At 74.0% G+C, this 12,986-nt stretch carries 13 protein-coding genes; 4 read left to right on the top strand and 9 right to left on the bottom strand.

Annotation, left to right across the window (positions count from 1 at the left end):
* Window positions 1-77: 77 nt before the first annotated feature.
* The 4 genes from mshC to AS857_RS22895 all read right to left on the bottom strand — a co-directional run bounded on the left by mshC (window position 78) and on the right by AS857_RS22895 (window position 3,663).
* Window positions 78-1,307 (bottom strand): cysteine--1-D-myo-inosityl 2-amino-2-deoxy-alpha-D-glucopyranoside ligase, encoded by a 1,230-nt coding sequence (gene mshC / locus AS857_RS22910; protein WP_058045146.1) that lies wholly within the window; start codon window positions 1,305-1,307, stop codon window positions 78-80.
* 137 nt (window positions 1,308-1,444) lie between these two features.
* Window positions 1,445-2,293 (bottom strand): SCO1664 family protein, encoded by an 849-nt coding sequence (locus AS857_RS22905; RefSeq protein WP_058045145.1) that lies wholly within the window; start codon window positions 2,291-2,293, stop codon window positions 1,445-1,447.
* Window positions 2,257-2,847: a DUF3090 domain-containing protein gene (locus AS857_RS22900; RefSeq protein WP_079110576.1), complete on the bottom strand. Its 591-nt coding sequence runs from the start codon at window positions 2,845-2,847 to the stop codon at window positions 2,257-2,259. The genes AS857_RS22905 and AS857_RS22900 overlap by 37 nt, the downstream gene beginning before the upstream one ends.
* Before the next feature lie 111 nt (window positions 2,848-2,958).
* Window positions 2,959-3,663, bottom strand: a complete 705-nt coding sequence (locus AS857_RS22895) for a histidine phosphatase family protein (RefSeq protein WP_058045143.1) — start codon at window positions 3,661-3,663, stop codon at window positions 2,959-2,961.
* 191 nt (window positions 3,664-3,854) lie between these two features.
* Here AS857_RS22895 and corA point away from each other — a divergent pair, with 191 nt between their 5' ends.
* A complete protein-coding gene (gene corA / locus AS857_RS22890; RefSeq protein ID WP_058045142.1) occupies window positions 3,855-4,847 on the top strand; it encodes a magnesium/cobalt transporter CorA in 993 nt (330 codons plus the stop codon).
* Between the two features lie 36 nt (window positions 4,848-4,883).
* Here corA and AS857_RS22885 read toward each other — a convergent pair whose 3' ends face one another.
* Both AS857_RS22885 and AS857_RS22880 read right to left on the bottom strand, forming a co-directional pair.
* Window positions 4,884-5,672, bottom strand: coding sequence for a ferritin-like domain-containing protein (locus tag AS857_RS22885; RefSeq protein WP_058045141.1), 789 nt, complete (start codon window positions 5,670-5,672; stop codon window positions 4,884-4,886).
* A 233-nt stretch (window positions 5,673-5,905) separates the two neighbouring features.
* Entirely contained in the window at window positions 5,906-6,955 is a 1,050-nt protein-coding gene (locus AS857_RS22880) for an LLM class F420-dependent oxidoreductase (protein WP_058045140.1), read from the bottom strand.
* A 196-nt stretch (window positions 6,956-7,151) separates the two neighbouring features.
* Between AS857_RS22880 and AS857_RS22875 the strand changes: the two genes are divergently transcribed.
* Window positions 7,152-8,135 (top strand): aldo/keto reductase, encoded by a 984-nt coding sequence (locus AS857_RS22875; protein WP_058045139.1) that lies wholly within the window; start codon window positions 7,152-7,154, stop codon window positions 8,133-8,135.
* Complete coding sequence (locus AS857_RS22870) at window positions 8,132-10,387, top strand: helix-hairpin-helix domain-containing protein (RefSeq protein WP_058045138.1); 2,256 nt, start codon at window positions 8,132-8,134, stop codon at window positions 10,385-10,387. The genes AS857_RS22875 and AS857_RS22870 overlap by 4 nt, the downstream gene beginning before the upstream one ends.
* Window positions 10,388-10,432: 45 nt before the next feature.
* Here AS857_RS22870 and AS857_RS22865 read toward each other — a convergent pair whose 3' ends face one another.
* Entirely contained in the window at window positions 10,433-11,230 is a 798-nt protein-coding gene (locus tag AS857_RS22865; protein WP_058045137.1) for a hypothetical protein, read from the bottom strand.
* A 47-nt stretch (window positions 11,231-11,277) separates the two neighbouring features.
* Here AS857_RS22865 and AS857_RS22860 point away from each other — a divergent pair, with 47 nt between their 5' ends.
* Entirely contained in the window at window positions 11,278-11,466 is a 189-nt protein-coding gene (locus AS857_RS22860; RefSeq protein WP_058045136.1) for a DUF5703 family protein, read from the top strand.
* A gap of 72 nt (window positions 11,467-11,538) precedes the next feature.
* Here the strand turns inward: AS857_RS22860 and AS857_RS22855 are convergent, their stop codons facing one another.
* A complete protein-coding gene (locus tag AS857_RS22855) occupies window positions 11,539-12,468 on the bottom strand; it encodes a chaplin (protein WP_058045135.1) in 930 nt (309 codons plus the stop codon).
* 155 nt (window positions 12,469-12,623) lie between these two features.
* Entirely contained in the window at window positions 12,624-12,857 is a 234-nt protein-coding gene (locus AS857_RS22850; protein WP_058045134.1) for a chaplin, read from the bottom strand.
* Window positions 12,858-12,986 lie beyond the last annotated feature (129 nt).

Here is a 12,986-nt window from a genome sequence, read left to right as displayed (position 1 = left end):
ACACGGAGATCTTCACAAAAGAAGGGGGGCGCTCCCGGAAGAGAGCGCCCCCTGTGAGGTCGTGCGGTGTCAGCGCGTCAGAGCGCGACGCCCAGCAGCGCGTCGACGGCCCGGGAGACGACGCCGGGCGCGCCTTCCTCGGTACCGCCGTCGGCGGCCTGGGCGGCGGCCCAGCGGTCGACGGCCGCGAGGGCGCGCGGCGAGTCGAGGTCGTCCGCGAGGGCCTCGCGGATCTCCTCCACCAGCGCGTCGGCGGACGGGCCGTCGGGGCGCGAGACGGCGGCGCGCCAGCGGCCGAGGCGCTCCACGGCCTCGTGCAGGACGGCGTCGGTCCACTCCCAGTCGGCGCGGTAGTGGTGCGCGAGGAGCGCGAGCCGGATCGCGGCCGGGTCGACGCCGTCGCGGCGCAGCGCCGAGACGAAGACGAGGTTGCCCTTGGATTTGGACATCTTCTCGCCGTGGAGCGCGACCATGCCGGCGTGGACGTAGGTCTTGGCGTAGGGGTGCTCGCCGGTGAGCACCTGGGCGTGCGAGGCGCCCATCTCGTGGTGCGGGAAGACGAGGTCGGAGCCGCCGCCCTGGACGTCGAAGCCCATGCCGAAGTACTCCAGGGCGATGGCGACGCACTCGATGTGCCAGCCGGGGCGGCCGGGGCCGAGCGAGGCGCCGTCCCAGCTGGGCTCGCCCGGGCGGGCGGCCATCCACAGCATGGGGTCCAGGGGGTTCTTCTTGCCGGGGCGGTCCGGGTCGCCGCCGCGCTCGGCGGACAGCAGGCGCATGGCCTCCGCGTCCAGGCCGGAGATCCCGCCGAAGTGGGTGTCGGACTCGACGGAGAAGTAGACGTCGCCGTCGAGCTCGTAGGCGGCACCGGCGTCGCGCAGCCGCTCCACCAGGGGGACGATCTTCGGTATCGACTCGACGGCACCGATGTAGTGCTGCGGCGGGAGCATCCGCAGCGCGGTCATGTCCTCGCGGAAGAGGGCGGTCTCGCGCTCGGCGAGCTCGGTCCAGTCGTCACCGTTGGCGACGGCGCGCTCGAGGAGCGGGTCGTCGATGTCGGTGACGTTCTGGACGTAGTGAACCTGCCGCTTGGTGTCGAGCCACACGCGCTGAACGAGGTCGAACGCGTTGTAGGTCGCCGCGTGTCCCATGTGGGTGGCGTCGTACGGCGTGATGCCGCAGACGTAGATACGGGCGACGGGGCCGGGGGCGAGGGTCACTCGCCCGCCGGTCGCGGTGTCGTGGATCCGGAGGTCGCGGCCACTGCCGGGCAGGGCGGGAACCTCAGAAGCGGGCCAGGCATGCATGTCACGAGCGTAACCGGACGCATGTTCCGGATACGAACCGGATCCGGCTGTTGGCCGAACAGACGCTCTTGCGCGGGGGCGCCGCGCTGTGCTTCGAGCCCCTTCGCCCCGCGCGGGCCGTCAGCGGTAACCGGCGCTCACACCGGTGGCCACGGGATGGCCGGCCATTCACCCGAAGGCTCACGGTGCCGCCCCGTGCGCAGCAGCTCCGCCACCCGCACCCGCAGCGCCTCGATCTCCCCGGGCGTGATCAGCTCGGCGAGCCGCGCCGCCAGGGGGCTCCCGTCGGCCAGATTGGCCGAAAGCCGCCGCAGCGCCTCCAGCGCCTCCTCCGTCAGCGGTTCCCCCGCCCAGCCCCACAGGAGCGTGCGCAGCTTGTCGTCCGCGTTGAAGGTCACACCGTGGTCGATGGCGTACAGCCGGCCGTCCGCGGCGGGCAGCAGGTGGCCGCCCTTGCGGTCGCCGTTGTTGATCACCGCGTCGAGGACGGCCAGCCGCCGCAGCCGCTCGTCGTCGGCGTGCACGAGCAGCGCGGTGCGGTCCCCGCCCACGTCGGCCAGGCCCACGGCCTTCCAGCCCGGGCCCGGCTCCGCGCCCTCGACCAGGGCCAGGAGCCGCTCACCGCCCTCCTCCGCGTCCTCGGGGGCGTCGATCCACATCTGGCACATGCCCCGGCCGTAGGGGCCGTCACGCAGCACCGTGGGCGGGATGAGCCCCCACCCCATGGCCTCGGAGAGCTCGTACGCGGCAACCTCGCGCTGGGCGAGGGTGCCGTCGGGGAAGTCCCACAGGGGCCGCTCCCCCGCGACGGGCTTGTAGACGCAGGCGGCGCTCACGCCCGCGTACTCGACCGTGCAGTACAGCACCGCGTTGGATGCCTCGCTGATCCGGCCGCGCACCGTCAGCTCGCCCTTGGCCAGCAGTTCGTGCGGGGTCACGCCCGGCGGCGTCACGCCCCGCGGCGGTATCCGTTCTGGCGCGGGCATACGTGTCCCTCCGGGTCGAGCGGCAGGCTGCACAGCGGGCACGGCGGGCGGCCGGCGTTCACGACCTCCAGGGCGCGCTTGGCGAAGGCACGGGCCATGGTGCCGGTGATCCGCACGCGCAGCATCGGCGGGCCGTTCGCCTCGTCCTGCAGGAGGCGCTCCTCGGCCTCGGCGAGGTCCTCGTCGGTGTCGGCGTCCAGCTCGACGAGGGCCTGCGCCTCGACGATCATGCGCTGGTGCTCGCCGTCCCAGGCCAGGGCCATGGTGCCGACGCGGAACTCCTCCTCGACGGGGGTCTCCAGCGGGGCCGCGTCGCTGAGCTCGGCGGGGGCCACGGCGGGCACCGGGGCGCTGCCGCCGGTGCGCCGGACGACCTCGTCGAGCAGTTCGTCGATGCGCTCGGCGAGCGCTTCGACCTGGGCCTTCTCGAGTGCGACGCTCGTGGTGCGGCCGGCCGCGGTGGCCTGGAGGAAGAAGGTGCGGCGGCCAGGCAGCCCGACCGTACCGGCGACGAAACGGTCCGGCGGGTCGTAGAGGAACACCTGACGGGACAACGTCCTGCTCCATTTGGTTCGGGCGGTTCGGGCGGTCGGATCTTCTCCGGGTGCCAGGTCAAGGGTGGAGAGGCGGCCAGTGCCGCGCAACCACCCTACTGCGCGGCACGATCACGGTGCCCCCGCCCCGCCCCCCACGACACCGTCCGCCTCGGGGCTCCGCGCCTGCGCGGGAGCCTCCCCGGGCGGCACGAGGCCGCGCAGGTCCCCGGTGTCGCCGAGGCGCACCAGGAAGGGGCGCAGCCGGGTGTAGCGGACGGCCGTGACGGAGCAGGGGTCGACGGCGATGCGCTGGAAGAGGTCCAGGTGCAGGCCGAGGGCGTCGGCGACGAGCGCCTTGATGATGTCGCCGTGCGTGCACACGACGTAGCAGGCGTCGTGCCCGTGCTCGGCCTCCATCCGGTCGTTCCAGTCGCGGACGGCGTCGACGGCGCGGGCCTGCATGGCCCGGACGGACTCGCCGCCCGGGAAGGCGGCGGAGGACGGGTGGCGCTGGACGACCTCCCAGAGCGGTTCGGCCGTGAGTTCGGAGATGGTGCGGCCGGACCAGTCTCCGTAGTCGCACTCGCCGACGCGCTCGTCGGTGTGCAGCGGCAGGCCGGGGCGGGCGGCGAGGAGGGGCGCCAGGGTCTCGCGGCAGCGCTGCAGGGGACTCGTGACGGCCGCGGCGAGCGGTACCTGCGCGAGCCGGTCCGGGAGGGCGGCGGCCTGGGCGGTGCCGCGCTCGTCCAGGGCGATGCCGGGGGTCCGTCCCGCGAGCACTCCCCCGGTGTTGGCGGTGGACCGGCCGTGCCGGACCAGGATCAGCGTGGGCATGGCGCCCAGCGTAGGCCGTCCCGGGCGGAGCGCGATGTGCGCACGGGTTCCGGTGTCTGCGTCCTCCGCCGGTCATCCGGCGGGGTGGCGCTTCGGCGTCGCGGCGGAGGAGGTCGTCCGCCGCAGCGGCCGTGCCGTTCCGGCCACAGTGGCGTGTCCGGGGCGTGTGCGCGGAGCGGATCGGCGGCAAAATGCCCTGCGTGATCGTGGACTGCGCTATCTACCGGGACGGGTGCCGCACCGAGGGCCCCGCCGACTTCTCCGACGCCCTCGACGAGGCGCGTGCCGCGGGAGACTCCTTCCTGTGGGTCGGGCTGCACGAGCCGACGGAGAAGGAGTTCGACCTCATCACCAGCGAGTTCAACCTGCACCCGCTGGCGGTGGAGGACGCCCTCAAGGCCCACCAGCGGCCCAAGCTGGAGATCTACAACGGTTCGTTGTTCCTGGTGCTCAAACCCGTCACGTACGACGACGACGCGGACACCGTGACGACGGGCGAGCTGATGCTGTTCGTCGGCGACTCCTTCGTCGTGACCGTGCGGCACGGCGAGGGCAGCCCGCTCGCCCAGGTGCGGCAACGGCTGGAGCAGGAGCGGGAGGTGCTGCGGCACGGGCCGACGTCAGTGCTGTACGCGGTGTGCGACGCGGTCGTGGACCACTACATCGAGGTGGCGGGCGAGCTCCAGGCGGACCTGGAGGAGCTGGAGGCGGAGGTGTTCGCCCCGCTGGGCGGGGACACCAGGAACACCGCCTCGCGGATCTACTCGTTCAAGCGCCAGGTGCTGGAGTTCCGGCGGGCCTCGGCCCCGCTGGCCGATCCGATGGCGCGGCTGGCGGGCGCGGGCGTGCCGTTCGTGCCCGAGCGCTCGCAGCCCTTCTTCCGCGACGTGAACGACCACCTGACGCGGGCGAACGAGTCGGTCGAGGGCCTGGACCGGCTGCTGTCGGACATACTGTCCGCGCACCTCGCGCAGATGGGCGTCCAGCAGAACGACGACATGCGCAAGATCTCGGCGTGGGCGGCGATGGCCGCGGTCCCGACGATGATCGCCGGGATCTACGGGATGAACTTCGACCACATGCCGGAGCTGCGGCAGCCGTGGGGCTATCCGGCGGTCGTCGTGGTGATGGCGGGGCTGGTGTTCTGGCTGCACCGGATGTTCAAGCGGCGCGGCTGGCTGTGACGGCACGGGCGGCGGGGCCCGGGCCGGCGCACCGCGTCAGGCGAACTCGGGTGCCGTCTGCGCCGGTCCGCCGAGCGCGTTGCGGCGCTGCGGCATGCGCAGGGTGACCATCCGCCGCCGGCCGACGACCTGCTCGTAGCGGTGCACCGCCCGGATGCCGAGCGACAGCGCGAGGGCCTTCGGCCGGGACCAGCCCAGGAGGGCGCCCATGCGCTTCATGACGGCCAGGCTCACGTCCCGGTAGACGCGGGTCTCCGCGCGGGCGCTCTCCCGCAGCACCGCCCGGATCGTCCGGCCGTGCCCGGCGCGCACCAGGCGCAGCAGCTCCTCGTGGCAGTACGCGAGGTGGTTGGCCTCGTCGTGGGCGATCATCCGCAATGCCTTGCCGACCTCGGGGTGGTCGCCGAAGCGCGCGGTGAGCATCCGCATCTGGTCGGCGGCGCGCTGTTCGGTGACGCGGCTGTGCGCGAGGTAGGTGACGATGTCCTCCTCGGTCAGCGGCCGTTCGCCGCGGAGCAGGACGTGGGGCAGGCCGATGCCGCGGCGTTCGAGGAGCATCGTGTAGTCGGTCCCGGCCGGCACCGGGGCCGGGTCGAGGCCGCGTCTGCGCAGCAGGGCCTCGAAGATGCGGCCGTGCTTGTCCTCGTCGGCGCCGTGCCGGGCGATCTTCGGTGCGAGGGCCCGCTGTTCCTCGGGGACGAGGGCGGCGATCCGGCCGTTCTCCCAGCCGCCCTGCGCCTCGCCGCTGGCGGCGATGGAGCAGAAGAGCCGGTAGGCCTCGTCGTTGCCGAGGATCTCCTGGAACAGGCTTCTGGCCGAGAGCATGCCGGACACACCTCCGTTCACGGCGCATTTCGCGTATGTCCCGTGAAACCCGAGTCAAGTGCCATGCCGGGGAAGCGGCAATCGGGGGGCGACGTCCGCTCGGCCGAATGCGCGACGCCGAAGGCGGTGCGAGGCGCGTAACCCGGCGCCCGTACGGGCGTTGTCCTCTGTACCGGCCGTGGCGGGGAAGACACCCCGAGCCCCCACCACGGCCGACGGGTTCCGCCCGTCCGTCACGCCAGGCCTGCGCGCTCCAGGGCCTCGACGCCCGCCCGCAGGCTCGCGATCCGCTCGTCCAGGGTGAAGCCCGCCGGGGCGAGCGACAGGGTGGTCACGCCCGCGGCGGCGTAGGCCTGCATGCGGTCGGCGATGCGCTCCACGGAGCCGATGAGGGTGGTGGAGTCGATCAGGTCGCGCGGGACGGCCGCGGCGGCGCCCGCCTTGTCGCCCGAGAGGTACTTCTCCTGGATCTCGGCGGCGGCCTTCTCGTAGCCCATGCGCTGCGCGAGCTTGTTGTAGAAGTTCTGCTTGGCGCTGCCCATGCCGCCGACGTAGAGCGCGGTGTACGGGCGGAAGAGGTCGGCCAGCCCGTCGACGTCGTCGCCCACGGCCATGGGGACGGTCGGGACGACGTCGAAGCCCTCCAGCTCCTTGCCGGCCTTCGCGCGGCCGGCGCGCAGCGCGCCGAGCGTGGTCTCCTCGGCGTGCTCGGGGGCGAAGAAGACCAGGAGGGCGCCGTCGGCGATCTCGCCGGTCTGCTCCAGGTTCTTCGGGCCGATGGCGGCGATGTACAGCGGGATGCGCTCGCGGACGGGGTGGACGGTGAGCTTGATGGGCTTGCCCGGGCCGCCGGGGAGCGGCAGGGTCCAGTTCTCGCCCTCGTGGGTGAGGCGCTCGCGGGACATGGCCTTGCGGATGATCTCGACGTACTCGCGGGTGCGGGCGAGCGGCTTGTCGAACCGCACGCCGTACCAGCCCTCGGAGACCTGCGGGCCGGAGACGCCGAGGCCCAGCCGGAAGCGGCCGCCGGAGAGGGAGTCGAGGGTCGCGGCGGTCATCGCCGTCATGGTGGGCGTGCGGGCGGGGATCTGGAAGATGCCCGAGCCGATGTCGATGCGCTCGGTCTGCGCGGCGACCCAGGACAGGACGGTGGCCGCGTCGGAGCCGTAGGCCTCGGCGGCCCAGCAGACCGAGTAGCCGAGCCGGTCGGCCTCGCGGGCGACGGCGAGGTTGTCGGCGTCCATGCCGGCGCCCCAGTAACCGAGGTTGATCCCCAGCCTCATTCCACTCATGGCGGGCTCCCCTTACCGATCAGTAACGTCGTTGTTGCGGGGACTTTAGCGCGCGGACGCGGGGTACGTCACCGGCCGGCCGCCGTCCCCCTCCGGAGTGGGTCCGCGGCGCGCGGTCCACGGGGTGCCGCGGGGCGTCGTCCACAGGCGGCCACGGCGCGGGCCGGGACCAGTAACCTCAGCGCTCATGGAACTGAGGCATCTCGGCCGCACGGGCCTGCGGGTATCCCGGATCGGGCTCGGCACGCTCACCTGGGGCCGGGACACCGACGAGAACGGCGCGGCGGATCAGTTGAAGACCTTCTGGGAGGCCGGCGGCACCCTGGTCGACACCGCGGACGTGTACGCGGACGGCGCCGCCGAGTATCTGCTCGGCCGGCTGATGGAGGACCTCGTGCCGCGCCGCGACCTGGTCATCGCGACCAAGTCCGGCAGCGTCCCCGACCCCGACCGGCGCTTCGACGGCTCGCGCGGCCATCTGCTCTCCGCGCTCGACGCCTCCCTCGAGCGGCTCGGCACGGACCACGTGGATCTGTGGCAGATCCACGCCTTCGACCCCCACACGCCCGTCGAGGAGACCCTGCAGGCCGTCGACATCGCCGTCACCAGCGGCCGCGCCCGCTACGCCGGCGTGTCCAACTTCTGCGGCTGGCAGCTCGCCAAGGCCGCCACGTGGCAGCTCGCCGCCCCCGGCGTGCGGACGCGGCTGGCCGGCACGCAGATGGAGTACTCCCTGCTGCAGCGCGGCATCGAGCGGGAGGTGCTGCCGGCCGCGCTCGACCTCGGGATCGGCGTGCTGCCGTCCTCCCCGCTGGGCCGCGGCGTGCTCACCGGCAAGTACCGCCACGCGACGCCCGCCGACTCCCGGGGCGCCTCCGAGCACCTGGCGCCCTTCGTCGCCCCCTACCTCGACGAGACCGCCGGCCGCGTGGTCGACGCCGTCGCCACGGCCGCGGACGGCCTCGCCACGACGGCCCTGAAGGTCGCCCTCGCCTGGGTCCGCGACCGCCCCGGCGTCGTCGCCCCGATCGTCGGCGCGCGCACCGCACAGCAGCTCAGGGCCGCGCTGTCAGTGGAGAGCCTTACGCTTCCCGACGAGATCTGCCGTGCGCTGGACGATGTGTCGGCGCCCGTGCACCGCTATCCCGATCAGGACTGGAGCACCCTGTGAGCACCGATCGCCGCGCCGGCGAACCCGCGCCGAGCGGCACCCGGACCCCTGACGGAGACCCCGCTTCTCCGTCGCGCGGCAGCGCCGAGCACTCCGACGCGCCGCAGGCCGTGCAGCCGACGCCTGGCTCCCCCGCGGACGGCGACGGCGCACCGGCCGAGCACACCGGCGCCGCTTCCGGGGCAGAGCCGGACGCCCCCGCGCCCGGCGGCCCGCACACTCCTGACGGCGAAGCCGCCACCACCCCGCCCGGCGGCGCCGAGCAGCCCGGCGAGCCGCAGGCCGCGCCAAGCGCCCCGGCCGCGCCCGTGACCGAAGGCGCCGAGGCCGCCCCTGGTGCGGAGCCCGCCCCCGCTCCGGGCTCGCCCAAGAGCGCCGTCGCCGAAGCGCTCGCCGCGGCCGTGCGGGCCGTGGAGAGCGGAGAGCGCTCCGCGGCGTCGTTCTTCACGGAGGCTCCGCGCCCCGCCCGCAAGGCGGCGCCCGCGCGCCCGCCCCGCCCGGCGGCCACCGCGCCGGCCCCCGCCGCGGCCCCCCTTATCGGCGCCGAAGGCCTCGCCGGCGTGCGCGAGGTTCTCGCCGCGGGCGGCGCACCCGAGTCGCTGGCCATCCCGGTCGCCGAGGCCCTGGGCGAGCAGGCCGCCGAGGCCCTGCGCGAGGATCCCTGGCAGCTGCTGGCCGTCCCCGGCGTGCGGCCCGAGCAGGCGGACGGGTTCGCCCGCGCCCTGCTGGGCCCGGAGGCGGGCCCCGGTGACGAGCGCCGGGCCCGGGCCCTGACCGGCCGGGTGCTGGAGCGCGCCGCGCTCGAGGGGCACACGGTCCTGGAGGCCCCGGCCTTGCGCGCGGCCCTGGCCCGTCACGCCGTGCCGGATCCGGACGAGGCCCTGCAGTCCGCCATCGCCGAGGGCACGGTCCTGGTGTTCCAGGAGGCCGTGGAGCCCGCCCAGGGCGCCCCCGCTCCCCAGGGCGAGGACGAGGAGGTCCCGGTCCGGCTGCTCCTGGGCCTGGACCGCTGCGCCATGGCCGAGGAGAGCCTCGCCGACGGCCTGGCCCGGCTGATCAGCACCTTCGCGGCCGGCCCCGAGGAGTGGGAGCCCGCGGCGGCCGCCGCCCCCTCCCCGTCCGCCGCCGAGCTGATCCGCGCCGCCGCGTCCGCCGGCCTCGTCACGCACACCGGCGGCGAGGCGGCCCGCGCCGAGCCCGCCGCCCTCGTGGCCGCGGCCCGCTCCCTGGGCCTGCGCGCGTACGCCGCCGTGCACACCGAGGACGGCCGCCGGCGCCTGGCCGCGACGGGCGATCCGGAAGCGGTCACGGTGGCCGGTCTGCTGTCCGGCGCGGAGGGCCCCGGCCGCGACGAGGACGGCGCCCTCGCCCTCGACCTGCTGGCCGTCCTGGACGCCCCCCAGCTCGACGTCGAGACCGCCGCGATGCTCGTGGAGTCGCTCGCCGACGGCACCCGCCTGGCGCTCAGCGGCGACCCGGCCGTGCTGTGGTCCGCGGGCCCGGGCCGGGTGTTCGCGGACGTGGTGGCGGCCCGCGTCTGCCCCGCGGTCGTCTCGCGCACGCCGGACGAGGGCCCGGTCGGCGAGCTGGTGTCGGGCATCGGCATCGGCGAGCTGTCGCAGCCGGCGGCCCCCGGCAAGGAGGTCGTGATCGTCCCGGTGCGCGATCCCGGCGAGGCGGTGCACCGCACGGTGCAGCTGGTGGCGGATTCCATCCCGCGTGCCATCGGCGTGCCCGCCGAGCACACCCAGGTGATCACCCCCGGCCACGGCGGCCCCGCCGGCACCCGCGCGCTCAACGCGGCGCTGAAGGAGCGGCTGAACCCCGGCCCCGGCCGCTTCGGCGGCTTCGACCCGGGCGACCGGGTGGCGTACGTCCCGGCGCCGGGCCGGATGCTCCCCGGCACGGTGACCGGAGCGGAGCCGGAGGGGCTCCGGCTGGACTGCGGGGGCTCCCCCGTCCTCGTCCCGCGGGAGCGCGTGGCCGAGGCCGTGCGCCACGGCTGGGCCGTCACCGCCCACCAGGCGGCCGGTACGCGCTGGCCGGCGGCCGTGGTCGTCCTCCCGGGCGATGCGGCCTCCACGCTGACGCGCTCGTGGATCTATACGGCGTTCGGCCGCGCCGAGCGGCACCTGTCCGTCGTGCACGGCGTGGACCAGGCGCTGCCTCGTGCCGTCGCGGAGGTCCCGGCGAAGGAGCGGACGACCCGGCTGCGGGCGCTGCTGCAGGCCCAGGAGCGCCCGTCCGAGTGAGGCCGCCCTGTTCCGGGCCCGGGCATCCGCCGGGCCCGGAGCGGGTCAGGGCTTCGTCGGCGAGGGCTGCGCGCCGCCGCCGGCCCCGCTCCCCGGAGCACCGTCCACGGCATCCTCGTCCATGACGTCGTCGTCGATGCCGTCATCGTCGATGCCGTCGTCGCCGTCGTCATCACTGTCGTCGTCATCACTGTCGTCGTCATCGCCGTCCAGGTCCTCGTCGAAGACCGCGCTGACGTCGAAGCGGCAGATCACCCGCTGCGGGTCGGCCTGCTCGAAGGGCGCCGACAGCCACTCCCCCGGCTCGGCGGGCTCGTCCGATGCGGTGACCCAGAGCGTGGAGTCCCCTTCCTCCAGGCCGAATTCCTTGTGCCGCGAGGCGATCTCGTCCGGCTCGTACTCACCGAAGATCACCCCGAGCGCGGCGTGCACGCTGCCGCCCACGTTGCCCACGGCAGCCGCCCCGGCGGGGCCCGCCGGTGCGTCGACGTCGGGGTCGAGGTCGGCCACGCGCTGGGCCTGGGCGAGGAGCCGCTGCGGCTCCACCACCGCGTAGTCCCGGCGGATCAGCAGACTGAGTGCGCTCGGCTCCTCCGGCCCCGCGTAGGCGGGCAGGGTGTCGTCCCCGGGGATCTCGAAGGGGGTGACCTCGTCGTAGGCGTCGTAGAGCAGCTCGTCGTACGCCTCGGCTGTCGCGGCCAGCTCGTTGAACGCGGCGTAGACGGCCGGGTCGTCCTCCCCCGACCGGCGTTCGACGGCGTCGAGGTGGCGGTCCAGAGCGGCTTTGACCGCCTCGGCGGCGGCGCGTACCTCGGCAGCGGATGGCTGCGCAGCATCAGACATAGTGCAGACGCTATCCGCACAGGGCCCGTTCCCGCACAATAGATGCGATGCCGGAATACGAATTCTGTGATGTGTATGTGCCGCGGGGGGTCTCCCGGGGTGCCGCCACACGCCTGCTGACCGACCACGCCGAGTACGGACACTGGGAGTTGGACCGACTTCGCCTCTATCCCGACGGCAGCCGCAAGGTGCGGCTGCGCCGCAGGATCATCCGCCAGGTGCGCGCCACCTGGTGACACGCAGACGGAGCGGGTCCCGCGATGCGGGACCCGCTCCGTGCTGTGCGAACCGCTTCCGGGTGATCCGGGTCAGTTCTGCCCGGCACGCGCGCGGCGGTAGATGACCGCGCCGCCGAGCAGCAGACCGGCGCTGGCGGCGCCGGCCATGCCCAGCTGGCCCGCGCCGGTGTGCGCGAGCTCGACGGCCTTGGCCGCCGGACCGGTGGCCGCGGCGACGGCGGGGGCCGCCTTGTGCTCGGCCTTCACCTCGGGGGCGGGGGTGTGCGCGGCGTCCGTCCGCGCGGGCTTGTGCCCGGCGGAGGTGTGGTCGGCCGGCTTGTCCTTGCCCGGGGTGTGACCGCCCGGCTTGTGCTGGTCCGACGAGTGGTCCGTCGGCGGCTTGTGGCCGTGGTCCCCACCGGGCGGGTTCTGGTGCGGCGGCTTGTGGGTGCCGTCGTGCCCGCCGGGGTGACCGGGCTTGCCCGGGTGACCAGGCTTGCCCGGGTGACCCGGGTGGCCCGGCCATCCGTGGCCGTCGCCCTCGTCCACGTTGGCGCACTTGTTGCCCGTGGTGTGGTTGCCCACGCCGGCGACGTTGACGCTGTTGCCGCAGGCGTTGACCGGCACCTCGACCGGCACCTGGATGGTGTTGCCCGAGGCCACACCGGGCGAGTCGGTGGCGGCGCCGTGGGCGCCGGAACCGCCGTGCCCGTGGTTGCCGCCGCCGTTGCCCTTGCCACCGTGCCCACCGCCGTGGTGACCACCACCGTGGTGCCCGCCGTTGACGCACGTGTTGCCCGAGGCCGGGTTGAGCGCCCCGATCACGTTCACCGTGTTGCCGCAGGCGTTCACCGGCACGTGGACCGGGACCTGGACGGTGTTGCCCGAGGCCACACCGGGCGAGTTCGCCGCGTGGCCACCGGCCCCGGACGACGCCTGGGCGTAGCTGCCGGTCACGGCCGCGAGTACGCCACTCGCCGCCGCTGCAGTGATCAGGCCCTTCTTCGTGACCTGTCGCATGAGTCCTGCCTCTCTGCTTGCGCTATACGGATACACGCCAGCAATAAGGACAAAGTGCCCACATGCTCGCGTGTCGAAAGCCCGGGCGGCCCCGGAGTGCACGCAAGTCACTCCGGAGCCGCCCATGTCAGACCCTTACGGGTTGAGGCACGACGTCAGCTGTTGACGCAGGTGTTGCCAAACGTGGGGTTGAGCAGCCCGACGACGTTGATCGAGTTGCCGCAGACGTTCACCGGCACATTGATCGGAGCCTGGATGACGTTGCCGGAGACCACACCGGGCGAGTTCACGGCGGCCCCCTGGGCGCCGGAGTCCGCAGCGGCCAGGCCAGCACCCGCGAGCACGAGACCACCGGTAACGGCCGCGGAAGCGACGACCTTCTTGATCATGGATTCCTCCTTGTTGGCAATGCGGTCCCAGCCGCGGACCGCACACCTGTAACGACGAGGAGGTAATCGGGCTACGCAACCCTCAGATCATTCACTCGTTACGGTTAACTCGGCACAAATTTACGGAAT

The sequence above is a fragment of the Streptomyces roseifaciens genome (genome assembly GCF_001445655.1).
Classification (GTDB): Bacteria; Actinomycetota; Actinomycetes; order Streptomycetales; family Streptomycetaceae; genus Streptomyces; species Streptomyces aureoversilis.
Note: the sequence above shows the minus strand (reverse complement) of the source record. Positions and strands in the feature narration are given on the sequence as shown.

Coding starts and splice junctions, on each gene's coding strand:
- mshC (WP_058045146.1), bottom strand. CDS start 1,307: ATGCATGCCTGGCCCGCTTCTGAGGTTCCCGCCCTGCCCGGCAGTGGC.
- AS857_RS22905 (WP_058045145.1), bottom strand. CDS start 2,293: ATGCCCGCGCCAGAACGGATACCGCCGCGGGGCGTGACGCCGCCGGGC.
- AS857_RS22895 (WP_058045143.1), bottom strand. CDS start 3,663: ATGCCCACGCTGATCCTGGTCCGGCACGGCCGGTCCACCGCCAACACC.
- corA (WP_058045142.1), top strand. CDS start 3,855: ATGCCCTGCGTGATCGTGGACTGCGCTATCTACCGGGACGGGTGCCGC.
- AS857_RS22885 (WP_058045141.1), bottom strand. CDS start 5,672: ATGCTCTCGGCCAGAAGCCTGTTCCAGGAGATCCTCGGCAACGACGAG.
- AS857_RS22880 (WP_058045140.1), bottom strand. CDS start 6,955: ATGAGGCTGGGGATCAACCTCGGTTACTGGGGCGCCGGCATGGACGCC.
- AS857_RS22875 (WP_058045139.1), top strand. CDS start 7,152: ATGGAACTGAGGCATCTCGGCCGCACGGGCCTGCGGGTATCCCGGATC.
- AS857_RS22865 (WP_058045137.1), bottom strand. CDS start 11,230: ATGTCTGATGCTGCGCAGCCATCCGCTGCCGAGGTACGCGCCGCCGCC.
- AS857_RS22860 (WP_058045136.1), top strand. CDS start 11,278: ATGCCGGAATACGAATTCTGTGATGTGTATGTGCCGCGGGGGGTCTCC.
- AS857_RS22855 (WP_058045135.1), bottom strand. CDS start 12,468: ATGCGACAGGTCACGAAGAAGGGCCTGATCACTGCAGCGGCGGCGAGT.
- AS857_RS22850 (WP_058045134.1), bottom strand. CDS start 12,857: ATGATCAAGAAGGTCGTCGCTTCCGCGGCCGTTACCGGTGGTCTCGTG.